The sequence below is a fragment of the Extensimonas vulgaris genome, assembly GCF_003337425.1.
Lineage (GTDB): Bacteria > Pseudomonadota > Gammaproteobacteria > Burkholderiales > Burkholderiaceae_C > Extensimonas > Extensimonas vulgaris.
Genome location: NZ_QPJU01000007.1, coordinates 41,189 through 57,261, shown reverse-complemented (window position 1 = coordinate 57,261; position 16,073 = coordinate 41,189). Strand labels below are relative to the sequence as shown.

Annotated in this window: 15 protein-coding genes; 11 read left to right on the top strand and 4 right to left on the bottom strand. The window is 64.1% G+C overall.

Annotated elements, in window-relative coordinates:
* The first annotated feature begins 159 nt into the window (after window positions 1–159).
* From DFR45_RS10500 to gltA, 7 genes are all read left to right on the top strand, one after another.
* Window positions 160–975 (top strand): GntR family transcriptional regulator, encoded by an 816-nt coding sequence (locus DFR45_RS10500; RefSeq protein ID WP_114483696.1) that lies wholly within the window; start codon window positions 160–162, stop codon window positions 973–975.
* A gap of 153 nt (window positions 976–1,128) precedes the next feature.
* On the top strand, window positions 1,129–1,563 hold the full coding sequence (sdhC, locus tag DFR45_RS10495; RefSeq protein ID WP_114483695.1) for a succinate dehydrogenase, cytochrome b556 subunit: 435 nt from the start codon (window positions 1,129–1,131) through the stop codon (window positions 1,561–1,563).
* Between the two features lie 40 nt (window positions 1,564–1,603).
* Window positions 1,604–1,969 carry a succinate dehydrogenase, hydrophobic membrane anchor protein gene (gene sdhD, locus DFR45_RS10490; protein ID WP_114483694.1) on the top strand — a complete coding sequence of 122 codons (366 nt, stop codon included), beginning with the start codon at window positions 1,604–1,606 and terminating at the stop codon, window positions 1,967–1,969.
* Between the two features lie 22 nt (window positions 1,970–1,991).
* Window positions 1,992–3,800 (top strand): succinate dehydrogenase flavoprotein subunit, encoded by a 1,809-nt coding sequence (sdhA, locus tag DFR45_RS10485; protein WP_114483693.1) that lies wholly within the window; start codon window positions 1,992–1,994, stop codon window positions 3,798–3,800.
* A 26-nt stretch (window positions 3,801–3,826) separates the two neighbouring features.
* Window positions 3,827–4,531, top strand: coding sequence for a succinate dehydrogenase iron-sulfur subunit (locus DFR45_RS10480; RefSeq protein WP_114483692.1), 705 nt, complete (start codon window positions 3,827–3,829; stop codon window positions 4,529–4,531).
* A gap of 14 nt (window positions 4,532–4,545) precedes the next feature.
* Window positions 4,546–4,863 carry an FAD assembly factor SdhE gene (locus DFR45_RS10475; protein ID WP_114483691.1) on the top strand — a complete coding sequence of 106 codons (318 nt, stop codon included), beginning with the start codon at window positions 4,546–4,548 and terminating at the stop codon, window positions 4,861–4,863.
* 69 nt (window positions 4,864–4,932) lie between these two features.
* Complete coding sequence (gltA, locus tag DFR45_RS10470) at window positions 4,933–6,237, top strand: citrate synthase (RefSeq protein ID WP_114483690.1); 1,305 nt, start codon at window positions 4,933–4,935, stop codon at window positions 6,235–6,237.
* Window positions 6,238–6,356: 119 nt separating this feature from the next.
* Here the strand turns inward: gltA and ettA are convergent, their stop codons facing one another.
* Window positions 6,357–8,018: an energy-dependent translational throttle protein EttA gene (gene ettA, locus DFR45_RS10465; protein ID WP_114483689.1), complete on the bottom strand. Its 1,662-nt coding sequence runs from the start codon at window positions 8,016–8,018 to the stop codon at window positions 6,357–6,359.
* Between the two features lie 223 nt (window positions 8,019–8,241).
* Between ettA and DFR45_RS10460 the strand changes: the two genes are divergently transcribed.
* The gene (locus DFR45_RS10460; protein WP_114483688.1) at window positions 8,242–9,942 is read left to right on the top strand and encodes a DEAD/DEAH box helicase; all 1,701 of its coding nucleotides are present in this window, start codon (window positions 8,242–8,244) and stop codon (window positions 9,940–9,942) included.
* Window positions 9,943–10,025: 83 nt separating this feature from the next.
* Here DFR45_RS10460 and DFR45_RS10455 read toward each other — a convergent pair whose 3' ends face one another.
* On the bottom strand, window positions 10,026–10,967 hold the full coding sequence (locus DFR45_RS10455; RefSeq protein ID WP_158636992.1) for an alpha/beta fold hydrolase: 942 nt from the start codon (window positions 10,965–10,967) through the stop codon (window positions 10,026–10,028).
* Window positions 10,968–11,063: 96 nt separating this feature from the next.
* Here DFR45_RS10455 and DFR45_RS10450 point away from each other — a divergent pair, with 96 nt between their 5' ends.
* Both DFR45_RS10450 and DFR45_RS10445 read left to right on the top strand, forming a co-directional pair.
* Window positions 11,064–12,959, top strand: coding sequence for a M14 family metallopeptidase (locus DFR45_RS10450; RefSeq protein ID WP_241659419.1), 1,896 nt, complete (start codon window positions 11,064–11,066; stop codon window positions 12,957–12,959).
* Window positions 12,960–12,988: 29 nt separating this feature from the next.
* Window positions 12,989–13,678, top strand: a complete 690-nt coding sequence (locus DFR45_RS10445) for a CBS domain-containing protein (RefSeq protein ID WP_114483685.1) — start codon at window positions 12,989–12,991, stop codon at window positions 13,676–13,678.
* A 199-nt stretch (window positions 13,679–13,877) separates the two neighbouring features.
* On the opposite strand, the gene ispH is transcribed toward DFR45_RS10445, so the two are convergent.
* Window positions 13,878–14,822 (bottom strand): 4-hydroxy-3-methylbut-2-enyl diphosphate reductase, encoded by a 945-nt coding sequence (gene ispH / locus DFR45_RS10440; protein ID WP_421782456.1) that lies wholly within the window; start codon window positions 14,820–14,822, stop codon window positions 13,878–13,880.
* On the bottom strand, window positions 14,822–15,295 hold the full coding sequence (locus DFR45_RS10435; protein ID WP_114483683.1) for an FKBP-type peptidyl-prolyl cis-trans isomerase: 474 nt from the start codon (window positions 15,293–15,295) through the stop codon (window positions 14,822–14,824). The genes ispH and DFR45_RS10435 overlap by 1 nt, the downstream gene beginning before the upstream one ends.
* A 60-nt stretch (window positions 15,296–15,355) precedes the next feature.
* Here DFR45_RS10435 and radC point away from each other — a divergent pair, with 60 nt between their 5' ends.
* Entirely contained in the window at window positions 15,356–16,069 is a 714-nt protein-coding gene (gene radC / locus DFR45_RS10430; protein ID WP_114483682.1) for a RadC family protein, read from the top strand.
* The last annotated feature ends 4 nt before the right edge of the window (window positions 16,070–16,073 follow it).

Sequence of the window (16,073 nt, the reverse complement as noted above, 5' to 3'; positions counted from 1 at the left end):
GCAATGCCTCGTGCGCAACCCGCAAGTTTACTGCCGTTCGGCCGCGCTGGTCAATTTGTCTTATGTCTTATATAAGATATGATCGACAAACCGATTTCACCGCTGCGTCCATCCCAAAACAGACGCTCCAGCCCCTTGGCCCATCACTGCCATCGCCCCATGTCTTCGCCGCCCCACCATCCTGACAACCCTCAGCCGCCGGGCGCCGCACCCTCGGCCACGGTGCTCAGTCCGCCCTCTGCCCTGCCCACGCCCGCTTTCAGTCCGCTGTATCAGCAAATCAAAGGACTCATCCTCCAAAGCCTGCAAAGTGGCGAATGGAAGCCCGGAGAGGCCATCCCCAGCGAAATCGAACTCGCAGCACGTTTTCGCGTCAGTCAAGGGACGGTGCGCAAAGCCATCGATGAGCTTGCCGCCGAAAACCTCGTGATCCGGCGCCAGGGCAAAGGCACCTTCGTGGCGACCCACGCAGAGCAACAGGTGCAATACCGTTTTTTGAAACTGCGCCCTGACACTGGCGATGCCCGCACCGAAGGCCCGGCGCAACGCAGCATCCTGGAATGCCGGCGCACGCGCGCCAGTGCAGAGGTCGCGCGGGCACTGGCGCTGCGCAGTGGTGACCCGGTGATCCAGGCGCGGCGAATTTTGTCGTTCGCAGGCGAGCCCACCATCCTTGAAGACATCTGGCTGCCAGGCCAAGCCTTCAAGGGTTTGACTGCTGAACAGATGGCCGACTACCAAGGACCCATGTACGCCATGCTGGAAAAAGAATTTGGCGTGCGCATGGTTCGGGCGGAGGAAAAGATCCGCGCCGTGCTCCCCGACGAGGAGCAAGCCAGACTTTTGGAAATCGCGCCCACCACACCCGTATTGAGCGTCGAACGCATTGCCTACACCTACAACGATATTCCCATGGAATTGCGCCGCGGCCTTTATCGTACCGACACGCACCACTACCACAACGAAGTCCACTGATATCCAGGAAACCCGTAAAGCCCCGCATGCGCGCGCAAGCTCTGTCGCAAAATTTTGCCCCCTCCTGAGGGTTTGCCCCAAGCTTGCAATAGAATTTTGTGCTTCCCCCCAAGCCCGCTTTCCCATGGCGCCTCTTCACAGAAAGCCCGAGACATGACAGAACTCACCAAAAAAAGACCGGAATTTCGCAACATCAACGCCCTGTCGGATTTGCCCACGTATCGACTGCCTGCGGCCGGCTGGGTGTCCATCCTGCACCGCATCAGCGGCTTCCTGATGTTCTTGCTGCTGCCGTTCGTGCTTTGGATGTTCGACACCTCGGTGTCTTCCGAAATTTCCTTCGAAAAATTCAAAGCAGCCTTCAATGTCGGGCTCGGCTGGGCGCCGGGCTGGTTCTTCAAGCTCATTGCCCTGGCATTGATTTGGGCCTATCTGCATCACCTCACGGCCGGTCTGCGTCACCTCTGGATGGACACCCACCACGAAGCCGTGAGCAAGGAATTCGGCAGGTCTTCCGCCGTCGCCACCCTCGTGATCAGCATCGCCCTGACCGTCGTGCTGGGTGCCAAGCTTTTTGGTCTTTACTGACCGCGCAGCCCTCCTAGAAGAAAGCAGAAAGGTAACGATCATGTCCGTCAATTACGGCTCCAAACGCACCGTCGTCGGCGCGCACTATGGCTTGCGCGACTGGCTCGTGCAGCGCACCACCGGCGCCCTCATGGCTTTGTTCACGCTCATCGTCCTCGTGCAATTGCTTTTGTCGCAAGGGCCGATTGGTTATGGCGTGTGGGCAGGCATTTTCTCGCACCAGTGGATGAAGCTACTGACGTTCGCCGTCATCGTCGCGCTGGCTTGGCACGCCTGGGTTGGCGTGCGCGACATCTTCATGGACTACATCAAGCCGGTAGGTGTGCGTCTCGTTTTGTATGTGCTCGCCATCGTATGGCTGGTGGGGTGTGCCGGCTGGGGCTTTCAAGTCCTCTGGCGTCTTTGATTTCTGCGACTGAAGGCCAACAATGAGCTATACCAACGCAAACATTTCCAAGCGCAAATTCGACGTCGTCATCATCGGCGCAGGTGGGTCGGGCATGCGTGCCGCGCTCGAACTCTCGCGCGCCGGGCTGAGCGTAGCCTCGCTTTCCAAAGTGTTTCCCACGCGCAGCCATACCGTGGCAGCGCAAGGCGGCGTGTCAGCCGCTCTGGGCAACATGAGCGAAGACAACTGGCACTACCATTTTTACGATACCGTCAAGGGCTCCGACTGGCTCGGTGACCAGGATGCGATCGAATTCATGTGCCGCGAGGCGCCCAACGTCGTGATCGAGTTGGAACACTTTGGCATGCCTTTCGACCGCAATCCCGACGGCACCATCTACCAGCGACCCTTCGGTGGCCACACGGCCAACTACGGCGAAAAGCCGGTGCAGCGCGCCTGCGCCGCCGCCGACCGCACCGGCCACGCCATGCTGCACACGCTGTACCAGCAAAACGTCAAGGCCAAAACCAATTTCTTCGTCGAATGGATGGCGCTCGACCTGGTGCGCGATGCCGACGGCGATGTGGTCGGCGTCACCGCCCTCGAAATGGAAACCGGTGATCTGCACCTGCTGGAGGCCAAAGCCGTGTTGCTCGCCACGGGCGGCGCCGGACGTATTTTTGCGGCATCCACCAACGCCTTCATCAACACCGGTGATGGCTTGGGCATGGCGGCGCGTGCCGGCATCCCGCTCCAAGACATGGAGTTTTGGCAATTCCATCCCACGGGCGTCGCAGGGGCGGGCGTGCTGCTCACCGAAGGTTGCCGCGGCGAAGGGGCCATCCTCATCAACAGCAAAGGCGAGCGCTTCATGGAACGTTACGCCCCCACGCTGAAGGATTTGGCGCCCCGCGACTTCGTCTCGCGCTGCATGGATCAGGAAATCAAGGAAGGGCGCGGCTGCGGCCCCAACAAAGATTACGTGCTGCTCAAACTCGACCATCTCGGCGCCGAGACCATCCACAAACGCCTGCCTTCGGTGTATGAGATCGGGATCAATTTCGCCAATGTGGACGTCACCAAGGAGCCGATTCCCGTGGTGCCTACTATCCACTACCAAATGGGCGGCATTCCGACCAACATCCACGGCCAGGTCGTCACACAGGCCCATGGCGTGCACAACGCCGTCGTGAATGGCCTCTACGCAGTGGGCGAATGCTCTTGCGTGAGCGTGCATGGTGCCAACCGTCTGGGGACCAATTCACTGCTCGACCTGCTGGTATTCGGCAAGTCCGCCGGCAAGCACATCGTCGAGTTCGTCAAGCAGAGCAAGGAACACAAACCCTTGCCCAAGGATGCTGCTGCGCGCACCCTCGAGCGCTTGAATCAGCTCGAAAAATCCTCCGACGGCATCTATGCGCAAGATTTGGCCAATGAAATCCGCGCCACTATGCAACAACACGCGGGGGTGTTCCGCACCCAAGCGAGCATGGATGAAGGTGTGAAAAAAATCGCCGCGCTGCGAGCAAAGGTCGCGAATGTGACCCTCAAAGACAAGTCCAAGGTTTTCAACACGGCGCGCATCGAAGCGCTCGAAGTGGACAACCTCATCGAAGTGGCGCAGGCCACCATGGTATCGGCGGCTGCGCGCAAAGAGTGCCGCGGCGCACACACCGTGGACGACTATGAGCACCCGGCAGACCACCCTGAGTTTCCATTGGGTCGCAACGACAAAGAATGGCTCAAGCACACCTTGTGGTACAGCGAAGGCAACCGCCTCGACTACAAGCCGGTGAACCTCAAACCCTTGACGGTGGACAGCATCCCGCCCAAGGTCCGGACGTTCTGAAGCGCCAGCCTCTTTAGAGAACAACCATGCAAAAACGCACTTTTCAAATCTACCGCTACGACCCGGACAAGGACGCCAAGCCCTACATGCAGACCGTGGAGATCGAACTCGACGGCCACGAGCGCATGCTGCTCGACGCCCTGATCAAACTCAAGGCCCAAGACCCCAGCCTTTCGTTTCGCCGCTCGTGCCGCGAAGGTGTGTGCGGCTCGGACGCCATGAACATCAACGGCAAGAACGGTCTGGCCTGTTTGACCAACATGAACTCCCTCAAGGGCACTATCGTGCTCAAGCCGCTGCCGGGCTTGCCCGTGATACGCGACTTGATCGTCGACATGACCCAGTTCTTCAAGCAGTACCACTCGATCAAGCCCTACCTGATCAACGAAGCACCAACACCCGAAAAAGAACGCTTGCAATCTCCCGAGGAGCGCGAAGAACTCAATGGACTTTACGAGTGCATCCTGTGCGCGAGCTGCTCGACGAGTTGTCCGAGCTTTTGGTGGAATCCTGACAAATTCGTCGGCCCGGCGGGCTTGCTGCAAGCCTATCGCTTCATCGCCGACAGCCGTGATGACGCCACAGGCGAACGCCTGGATAACCTTGAAGACCCTTATCGCCTGTTCCGCTGTCACACCATCATGAACTGCGTGGATGTGTGCCCCAAGCACCTGAATCCCACCCGGGCGATCGGCAAAATCAAAGAGTTGATGGTGCACCGCGCCATTTGAGGTGCCTGATCGTCATGAGTGAAAACGCCCTCACCGCTGACGCGCTGCTCGACGAACGCGCACTGAGCAAACTGCGTTGGCGTTGTCGGCGTGGTTTGCTCGAAAACGACTTGTTCATCGCCCGATTTTTCGCGCACTTCGAGCCCCGACTCACCCAGCGCCATGCACAGGGTTTATTGGCTTTGATGGATTTGGCGGACAACGATCTGCTCGATTTGCTTCTGCGCCGCAGTGAACCCCATGGAGCGCTCGACACGCCCGAAGTGCGCGAAGTGCTCCAGATGCTGCGACACACGCAGACAGAGCCTGCGCCCGTTACTTCTTCTCGGTAACCGGCCCGCCGTGCCTTCCGACTTTTTACCCCATTCCCGTTTACCAGCCTCTCATTCCAAGGAAACACCATGAAGCTCGCCAATTACAAGGCCTCTTTGTCGTTCAGCAACGGCAGCCCCAGCGTGGATTTACCTGTGTACCAAGGCACGATGGGGCCGGATGTGATCGATATTCGTAAGCTCTATGCCCAAACGGGCATGTTCACCTACGACCCAGGCTTTCTGTCCACGGCTTCATGCCAGTCGGCCATCACCTACATCGATGGCGACAAGGGTGAATTGCTCTACCGCGGCTACCCTATCGAGCAATTGGCGGTTCAATGCGACTATCTCGATACCTGCTATCTGCTGCTCAATGGCGAGCTGCCCACCGAAGCGCAGCGCAATGAGTTCCACAAGCTCGTGATCAGTCACACCATGGTCAACGAGCAGATGCAGTTTTTTCTGCGGGGCTTTCGCCGTGACGCGCACCCGATGGCGGTGCTCACGGGTTTGGTCGGCGCGATGTCGGCCTTCTATCACGACAGCACGGACATCCATAATCCTGAGCATCGGGCGATCTCTGCCATTCGCTTGATCGCCAAAATGCCCACACTCGTCGCCATGGCCTACAAATACGGCAAAGGCGAGCCTTACATGTATCCGCGCAACGAACTCAGCTACGCCGGCAATTTTTTGCGCATGATGTTCGGCACACCATGCGAGGACTACCATGTGAATCCGGTGATCGAGCGTGCCATGGATCGGATTTTCATTCTGCACGCCGACCATGAGCAAAACGCCTCGACTTCGACGGTGCGCCTGTGTGGTTCGTCGGGCACCAACCCCTTTGCTGCCATCGCGGCGGGCGTGGCCTGTCTCTGGGGCCCTTCGCACGGCGGCGCCAACGAAGCCTGCCTGAAAATGCTCGAAGAAATCCAGGCGATGGGCGGGGTGGCCAAGGTCGGCGAGTTCATGGAAAAAGTCAAAGACAAGAACTCCGGTGTCAAGCTCATGGGCTTCGGGCATCGCGTCTACAAGAACTACGACCCGCGCGCCAAGCTCATGCAAGAGACATGCAATGAAGTCTTGTCTGAATTGGGGCTCGAAAACGACCCGCTGTTCAAGCTGGCCAAGCAACTCGAAAAAATTGCCCTCGAAGACGACTACTTCGTACAGCGCAAGCTCTACCCGAACGTGGACTTTTACTCTGGCATCGTGCAACGCGCGATCGGCATTCCAGTCAATTTGTTCACGGGGATTTTCGCGCTGGCCCGCACCGTGGGCTGGATCGCTCAACTCAACGAGATGATCAGCGACCCCGAATACAAGATCGGCCGTCCGCGCCAGCTCTATACCGGTGCGCCGCGCCGCGATGTGCCTGTAAGCAAATAAGCTATTGAATATCCTCCGAGCCCCTGCGCACGCGCACCAGCGCTGCGCAGGGAAACGGAAACAATCTTCACGCGGGCCCTGAGTCGCGGCGCAAAAGCCGCGACTCAGGGCCCGAAGCGTTATTTGAGCGACTTGAAGCGCATGCGCTTGGGCTTGGCGCCCTCTTCGCCCAGGCGCTTCTTCTTGTCGGCCTCATACTCCTGGTAGTTGCCGTCGAAGAACGTCCACTGGCTGTCGCCCTCGGCCGCGAGAATGTGCGTGGCAATGCGGTCGAGGAACCAGCGGTCGTGGCTGATGACGAGCACGGTGCCGGCAAACTCGAGCAGCGCCTCTTCGAGCGCGCGCAGGGTTTCCACGTCCAGGTCGTTCGAGGGCTCGTCGAGCAGCAACACATTGCCGCCCGCGATCAAGGTCTTGGCCAGGTGCAGGCGCCCGCGCTCGCCGCCCGAGAGCGCGCCGACCTTTTTCTGCTGGTCACCGCCGTTGAAGTTGAAGCGCCCGCAGTAGGCGCGGCTCGCCATCTGGAACTTGCCCACGGTGATGATGTCGAGCCCGCCCGAGACATCTTCCCAGACGGTTTTTTCGTTCGCGAGCGCGTCGCGGTGCTGATCGACGAAGGCCATCTTCACGGTCGATCCGATCACGACCTCGCCGCTGTCGGGCTGTTCGCGGCCGGCGATCAGCTTGAACAGCGTCGATTTGCCCGCGCCGTTCGGGCCGATGATGCCGACGATCGCGCCCGCGGGGATGTTGAAGCTCAGGTTGTCTATGAGCAGGCGGTCGCCGAACGACTTGCTCACGTTCTTGAACTCGATCACCTGGCTGCCCAGGCGCTCGGCCACGGGGATGAAGATTTCCTGCGTCTCGTTGCGCTTTTGGTATTCGTAGTCGGACAGTTCTTCGAAGCGTGCGATGCGTGCCTTGCTCTTGGACTGGCGCCCCTTGGCGTTCTGGCGCACCCATTCGAGCTCTTTCTTCATGGCTTTGGTGCGCGCGTCTTCGGTGCGCTGTTCCTGCTCGAGCCGGGCCTCGCGCTGCTCCAGCCAGGACGAATAATTGCCCTTGTAAGGAATGCCGTGGCCGCGGTCGAGCTCCAAGATCCACTCGGCCGCGTTGTCGAGGAAGTAGCGGTCGTGCGTGATCGCCACCACAGTGCCCGGAAAGCGCTTGAGGAACACTTCGAGCCACTCCACGCTCTCGGCGTCGAGGTGGTTGGTCGGCTCGTCGAGCAGCAGCATGTCGGGCTTGGACAGCAGCAGGCGGCACAGTGCGACGCGGCGCTTTTCGCCGCCCGAGAGCTGGCCGACTTTCGCGTCCCACGGCGGCAGGCGCAGAGCGTCGGCAGCGATCTCGAGCTGGTGCTCGGAATCCGTGCCCGCGGTGGCGATGATGGCCTCGAGGCGCGCCTGCTCGGCAGCAAGGGCGTCGAAATCGGCCTCGGGGTCGGCATACGCGGCATAGACTTCATCGAGCTTGGCGCGCGCGGCAAAGACCTCGCCCATCGCTTCTTCGACGCTCTCGCGCACGGTGTGCTCGGGGTTGAGCTGCGGCTCCTGCGGCAGGTAGCCGATCTTCAAGCCCGGCATGGGCAGGGCCTCGCCCTCGAATTCTTTGTCCACGCCGGCCATGATCTTGAGCAAGGTGGACTTGCCCGAACCGTTCAAACCCAGCACGCCGATCTTGGCGCCGGGGAAAAAGCTCAAGGAAATGTCTTTGAGAATCTGTCGCTTCGGGGACACCGTCTTGCTGACATGATTCATCGAATATACGTATTGGGCCATGGGATCAATCTGACTCGCTAAAAATTAACAGGCACGAAGGGGTGGAATTATCCGCGCATGCGACAATATGGGACTTTGCAGGCTCCAGTACCCTGCAAATTTCTCCCCATCTGAGGGCGAATCTCTCTCCATAAACCCCGCCGGTCTGCAACTGGCGCGATCGCCAGTCAAGGCTTTCGCGGCGCATCGGCACCCAGCGCCCAGGACGGGCGCAGATCAATCCATGCAATTTGAAGAACTCCAGCTGGCTCCGGCCATCCTGCAGGCCGTGCGCGAGCAAGGCTACGAAACCCCCACCCCGATCCAGGCGCAGGCCATTCCTGCCGTGCTCGCAGGCCATGATCTGCTCGCCGGCGCGCAAACGGGCACCGGCAAGACGGCCGCGTTCACGCTGCCCATGCTGCACCGCCTTGCGCAAGAGCCGGCTGCCAAAGGCAAATCCGGCGCCAAGGCCATACGCGCCCTGGTGCTCACGCCCACGCGCGAGCTCGCCGCGCAGGTCGAGGAATCCGTGCGCACCTATGGCAAATACCTCGACCTCAAGTCCACCGTGATATTCGGCGGCGTAGGCATGAACCCGCAGATCGAGCGCCTGCAGCGCGGTGTCGATATTCTGGTCGCCACGCCCGGGCGCCTGCTCGATCTGCAGGAGCAGGGCTTTCTGGACCTCTCGCAGGTGCAGGTGCTGGTGCTCGACGAGGCCGATCGCATGCTCGACATGGGCTTCATCCATGACGTGAAAAAAGTGCTCGCGCTGCTGCCCAAGAACAAGCAGAGCCTGCTGTTTTCCGCCACCTTCAGCGACGAGATCCGCGAGCTTGCGAACGGCCTGCTGCGCGAGCCGCAGCACATCCAGGTCACGCCGCGCAACACCACGGTGCAGCGCATCACGCAGGTGATCCATCCCGTGGGCCGCGCCAAGAAAAAACAGGCGCTGCTGCACATCATCGAACAGCACCAGTGGAGCCAGGTGCTGGTGTTCACACGCACCAAGTTCGGCGCCAACCATGTGGCCGACTTTCTCAACCAGCACGGCGTCAAGGCCATGGCGCTGCACGGCAACAAGAGCCAGAGTGCGCGCACCCAGGCGCTCGCGGACTTCAAGAGTGGTGCGCTGCGTGCGCTCGTGGCCACCGACATTGCCGCACGCGGCATTGACATCGACGAGCTGCCGCACGTCGTCAACTACGACATCCCCAACGTGCCCGAGGACTACGTGCACCGCATCGGTCGCACGGGCCGCGCAGGCGCGAGCGGCGAGGCCGTGAGCCTGGTGTGCCTCGACGAAGAAGGCTTCATGATGGAGATCGAGCGCTTCACGCGCCAGGAAATCCCCGTGCAGGTGCTCGAGGGCCTGGGGCCAGAGCCCGGCGAAAAGGCCGAACCGATCGCCATGGGCCGCCAGACCCTCTGGGGCGGCGCGGGCAAACCGCCGAGCCGCGAAGTGATGCAGGCGGCCGCCAAGGCTGCGCGCAGCGAGATGATGGATCGCATGCGCAGCAACAAGGGAACCAAGGGCGCACAGCGCGGCGCGCAAACCGGCACAGCCCAGGACGACGGCGGCCAGGCGCAGCCGCGCCCGAGGAACGCCAAGCCGCAAGGCAGCGGCCAAGGGCCCAACCAGCGCCCGCGCGCCGAGCAAAGGCCTGCGAACGGCAACCGCGGCCCGGCACGCCCGCGCCAGGACGGCGGCTCGCGCCAAGGTGGCGGTTCACGCCATGACGACTTCCAACCCCGCAGCGATGACGCGCATCTGGGTACGCAAATGGGGCACAGCCTGCGCCCCGCAGGCGCCGGCAAAGGCTCAGGCCAACCCGACCCCATGCGCACCAGTGTGGATACCATGGCGCGGCGCGAAGGTCGCGGCGGTGCGCGCGGCGGCAAACCGCGCGGCCAAGGCATGCGCGGCTTTTCGGGGCGCTGAAATTTTTGATGAAATTGGCCTACAGCGCTTTATGGACAAGCGCTAGTAGCTATTAAAAACAAAGCACCCCGCTTCTACTGCGTTCACAGACCGGCGACGAAGCCATCGACGGCCTGGGCGAGTGCGGCGGGGTTGTCGGTATAGACCATGTGCTCGCAGTCCGGGATCACGGCCAGCTCGCCGCGCGGCAGCGTCTGGGCCAGGCGCTCGGCGGCGTCCTGCAGCAAAAAGCCGCTCTGCGCCCCGCGTGCGATCAGCGTCGGCAGCGCGACGCTGCGCAGCGTTTCGAGGTCCGGCATGCCGGGCATGAAGCGCCCGTCCAGCCCACCCATGGGGTGGCGCGGGTCGAACTTGAGCTGGTACAGGCCATCTTCGCGCTGCATGAGTTCATGCTTCGCGTTGCGCCGTATGTGTTCCTCGCTGCGCTTCATGCGCGGTGCTTGGCGGCGCACGTACTCGTCCACGCTTTCATAGAGCCGCACGGTCTCGTGGACTTCTTTTTTCGGCTCCCAGCCGGGATAGACCACTTCGGGCCCCACATCGACGAGCACTGCGCCGCGCAGCAGCTCGGGCGAGTGCACCATCAGGCGCATCAGCAGCATGCCGCCCACCGAATGCCCGACCACCACGGGGCGCTCGAGCTGCAGTTGGGCAATGATCTGGCGCACGTCCTCGGCCATGGTGTTGTGCGCGGCATGCGCATCGCGCGGCCATTCGCTGTCGCCATGGCCGCGCATGTCCACCGCGATGAGCCGGTATTGGTGCGCGAGCAAGGCGCAAAAAGGCCCCCAGGTGCGCCCCGTGACCGCACCGCCGTGCAGCAGCACCAAGGCCGGGCGGTCTGGCGCGCCGGCACCCCAGTCGGTCATGTGCAGGCGCAGCCCCTGCACCAGCAGGTTGCGCGAGACGCAGGCAAACGGCGGCTGCGGCGTGCCGCCGAGGTCGGACGCGGTGCGCAGCGCGTCGGTGAAATATGCGGTGCCGGTGATGTCCAGCGGCTCCAAGGCTTGGGCGAATTCGGTCAAATACATAATGCAGCCGAATATAACGACAGCGGCATGCCGCCGCCTACCGCCATGCACCCATGCCCTGCACCGCCCGCACGACAGCCCCGGCGCCCTATGCCCCGGCTTTCTGAGTTCTCTGCACGCCGCGCACGGGCTTGGCTCGCGCGCGGCGCCCTCCTCTTGCTGGCCGCATGCAGCAGCACGCCTTTGCCGCCGTGGCCAGAGCCGTCCTCGCAGAGCGGCAAAGCGCCCACAGCCGGCGCGCCGAAGTCTCCCGCAGCCAGCGCCAACGCGCGCAGCAAGTCCGTGCCCGCGCCGCTGGGGCAAGCCGGCGCGAGCCAGGTGCGCGTGACGCCCGTGCCGCCCTCTGCGCTCGAGGCGCAGGCGCCAACCGCTCCTGCCGGTGCTGCCACCCTCCCCTACGCCAGCGCTGTCGCAGCCTGGTTCCCCGATCCTGGCACACGCTACGACACGCCAGGGCTCGCGCCAGCGCGGCAGAGCTTCACGAGCAATGCAGAACTCGCCATCTGGCTGGAAAAGCTCGCCGCCGCGCCGCCACACGGCCCCACGCGCGTCAAGCTCTTGAACCTGGGGCTGTCGCAGCAAGGCGAGCCCCTGCTGGGCCTGCTGCTCACCCAAGCCAAGGACACGGACATCGCCAGCCTGGACGCGAGCGGCCGCCCCACGGTGCTTTTGCTCGCGCAACAGCGCGGCGACGAGCCCGCGGGCGCTGAGGCTTTGCTGGTGGTGGCGCGCGAACTCGCGCAAGGTCTGCTCGAGCCGCTGCTCGCGCGCATCCACGTGATCGTCGTGCCGCGCGCCAACCCCGATGGGGCGGCGCTGGGCCAGCCAGGCACCGCGCAGGGCACGGATTTGGAGCGCGACCACCTGAGCCTGACCACCCCCGAGGCGCAGGCGCTCGCACGCCTGGTGCGCGACTACCGGCCGCTGCTCGTGCTCGATGCGCGCGAGTATCCGGCTCTGGCGCTGCAGCCAAAGCTGGACGGCATTGCCCGCTACGACGCGCTGCTGAGCTACGCCACCACGGCAAACTACCCGCCCTTTCTCGCCAAGGCGGCGCAGCAGTGGTACTACGAGCCGATCACGCAGGCCCTGCGCGCGCAGGGCCTCACGAGCGCCTGGTACTACGAGCCTGCCGCGCAGCCCCAAGACCGCGGTATCCGCACGGGCAGCACGCTGCCCGACGAAGGGCGCAACGTGCAAGGGCTGAAAAATACCGTGAGCCTGCAGGTGGCCGCGCGCGGCAGCGACCTTGGGCGCGCGCATCTGCAGCGGCGTGTGCACACGCTCGTGACAGCCGTGAACAGCGCCTTGCAAAGCACGGCCGAACGCGCTGCCGAGCTCGAACAGGTGCGCTCTTTCGTGGCGCGCGAAACGCGCGCGCAAAGCTGCCGCGGTGAACTCGTGCTGATGGCGGAGCCCACGCCCGCGCAGCAGGATCTGGTGTTGCTCGACCCCCGCAGCGGCGCCGAAAAAAAACTCAATGTCGAGGCCCCTTCGGCGCGCGCGCTGCGCCCGCTGCAAAAACGCGCACGCCCTTGCGGCTACTGGCTCGCCGCGAGTGCCGAGCGCGCCGTCGAACGCCTGCGCCTGCTCGGCGCCGAAGTGCTGCGCGTGGCCGAGCCGGGCACGGTGCTGGCCGAAACCTATGCGCCGGAACTGTCCGCCGGAAATGATGCAGCCCCCGCTGCACCCGACAAAAACGGCGCCACGGCCGCAGCGGCCGCAGCGGCCGCAACGACCGACCTGGCCGGCCAGCCTGGCACAGGCACCGTGCCGCCCCCCGCGCTGCGCCTGCGCCGCAGCGTGATCGACGCGCCCCTGGGGAGCTACTACGTGCCGCTCAGCCAATCGCTCGCGCCGCTCATCAGCGCCGCGCTCGAACCCGACACGCCCTTCAGCTACTACAGCCAGCGGCTCGTGCCCGATCTTGCCGCAGTTGCGCGCGCCGTGGCTGCGCCCGAGCTGGTGTTCGACGACAGCGATTGAGACCCGCGGCAGCAACACAGGAGAAGTCGATGGCCGACACCTTCTTCGTCTTCGGCCCCATGGGGCAGATATACCGCGGCGGCGCAGAAAGGCTCAGCGAGGTGCTGCCGGTGCAACCGGTGCAACGTCCGCAGGCCGTGCGCCGCGCCGAAGGCGTGCCGCTGCATGCTCCACCCGCGCCCAAGCCCCTACCTGCAGCCACTGCGCCCCCGCGCTGGCAAGAGGCCGTGCGTGCCTACGTGCAGACCGAACAACCCGCCCCGGCAGAGCGCCGCCCGCTCACGCAGGTGCGCGACGTGATGACGCCGCACGCGATCAGCGTGCACCCCGACGAGCGCGCCAACGACGCCTGGCAGATGCTGGCCGAGCGCCAGGTGGCGCAGGCGCCCGTGGTCGATGCGCAGGGCCGCGTCGTGGGCCTGCTGTTGCGCGCCGACCTCGCACCCGAAAAACTGCTGCCCGCAGCGGACGACGTGCAAAAGGCCATCGCACTCGCGCGCCGGCCCGTCAGCGAGGTGATGGTGAGCCCCGTGCCCACGGTGTCCGCCGACACCTCGCTGCGTCGCGTCGCCCAGGTGCTTTTGCAGACTGGCCTGCCGGGCCTGCCCGTGACCGACGCGCAGGGTACGCTGCAGGGCTTCATCTCGCGCACCGACATCCTGCGCGCCGTCGCCGCCGACCCGCCGCTGGACCTGTGGGTCGGGCCTACGCCAGCCTGAAGCCATCACAAAAGCTGCAATATCAATAGCTGCTTGCGCTGATGAATCCTTGGCAAAACGCTGATTTGACCAAAATTTTCTGCAGCAACAGGCGTGCCCTGTCTGGACTTACGCAAACAAGGATGCGGCGAGGTGTTTTGCCATGGGGCGAACGCCTTGCCTCACCCCGATTTGCGTAAGTCGTGCTTGTATTCCAGCGCTATGCTGCCTCGCCCAGGCGCAAGCCCTTGGGCAGCGGGAATTTCACCGTCTCCTGCACGCCCTCCATGCGCCGCACGGCGGTCGCGCCCAGCGCCTTGATACGCTCGAGCACCTGCTGCACCAGCACTTCGGGCGCCGAGGCGCCGGCCGTGAGGCCCACGCGCGTCACGCCCTCGAACCACGCGCTTTGCAGCTCGGCGGCGCTGTCCACCATGTACGCGGGCGTGCCCAGCTTGGCCGCGAGCTCGCGCAGGCGGTTGCTGTTCGAACTCGTGGGGCTGCCCACGACGATCAGCACATCGACCTGCGGGCTCAGCAGCTTGACGGCATCCTGGCGGTTTTGCGTGGCGTAGCAGATGTCCTGCTGCTTGGGCTCGCGCACCTGCGGGAAACGCGCGCGCACCGCGGCCAGGATGTGCGCCGCGTCATCCACGCTCAAAGTGGTCTGCGTGACCACGGCAAGCTTGTCGGTCTGCGCGGGCTGCACGCGCGCGACGTCGTCCACGTCCTCGATCAGGTGGATGCCGTGATCGAGCTGGCCCATGGTGCCCTCGACCTCGGGGTGGCCCTTGTGGCCGATCATGAGGAATTCGTAGCCTTCCTGCGCGAGCTTGGCAACCTCGACGTGCACCTTGCTCACGAGCGGGCAAGTGGCGTCGAAAATTTGAAAGCCTCGCGCGCGGGCCTCCTGCTGCACGGCACGGCTCACGCCATGCGCGCTGAACACCAGCGTGGCGCCCGGCGGCACCTCGGCCAGGTCTTCGATGAACACCGCGCCACGCGCCTTGAGGTCGTTGACCACGTAGGTGTTGTGCACGATTTCGTGGCGCACGTAGATCGGTGCGCCGAACTTGCGCAGCGCGCGCTCGACGATCTCGATCGCGCGATCGACACCTGCACAAAAGCCGCGCGGCTCGGCCAGCACCACTTCTTGCAGCGGCATCACAGCACCCCGATCACGTGCACCTCGAAGGTCACGGGCTGGCCGGCCAGCGGGTGGTTGAAGTCGAACAGCACCGCGCCGTCGTCGCGCACCTGCAGCACCACGCCGGCGTAGCTGCCCTGCGCGTCGGGCGTGGGAAACTGCACCACCTCACCCACGGCGTAGGACTCATCGGGGTCGCCGAGCGCGTCGAGCAGCTTGCGCGCCACCCATTGCTGCATCTCGGCCTTGCGCTCGCCGAAAGCCTCGCCCGCGGGCAGCTCGAACGTGGCGCGCGCGCCTTCGTGCAGGCCTAGCAGGCGCTGCTCCACGGCGGGCGAGAGCTCGCCCGCGCCGAGCGAGAGCGTGGCCGGCTGGCCGCCGAAGGTGTTGATCACATCGCCCGCCGGGCCGGCAAGGCGGTAGTGCAGCGTGAGGAAGGAGCCCGGCTGCACGGTGGGAAGGCTGGAATCAAGGCTGGCGCTGGAGGTCATGGAAGTCCCGATAAACTGGCCTGCATTGTAAAAACACATTCTTCCAGCCCCACTCCCGCCATGGCGATCAAAGACCTGCCCTCCGACGCCCAGCCGCGCGAAAAGCTGCTCGCGCGCGGCCCGGCCGCGCTCGCCGACGCCGAGCTGCTCGCGATCCTGCTGCGCACCGGCATCCAAGGCAAAAACGTGCTGCAGCTCGCGCAAGAGCTGCTCGACGCACCGCGCCGCGACGGCGCCTCGGGCAAGCTCACGGGCGGCTTTGGCGGCATCGCGGGGCTGTTGCACACCACGCCACGCGAGCTCGAACGCATCAAGGGCTTGGGGCCGGCCAAGCGCGCCGAGCTCGTCGCCGTGCTCGAACTCGCGCGCCGCGCACTCGCGCAAGAGCTGCGCGAGCGCCCCGCGTTCGACACGCCCGGTGCGATCACGCACTACCTGCAGCTGCACCTTGCGGCCAAGGAGCATGAAGTCTTTGCCGTGTTGTTTCTCGACAGCCAGCAGCGCCTGCTCGCGCTCGAAGAGCTGTTTCGCGGCACGCTTTCGCAGACCAGCGTCTATCCGCGCGAAGTGGTGCTGCGCGCCCTGCACCACCAGGCCGCGGCCGTGGTGCTCGCGCACAACCACCCGAGCGGCAGCGTGCAGCCCAGCCGCGCCGACGAGGTTCTGACGCAGACGCTCAGGGCCGCGCTCGCGCTCATCGACGTGCGCGTGCTCGACCACGTGATCGTCGCGCCGGGGCAGAGCTTTTCGATGGCCAAAGAAGGGCTGCTATGAAGGG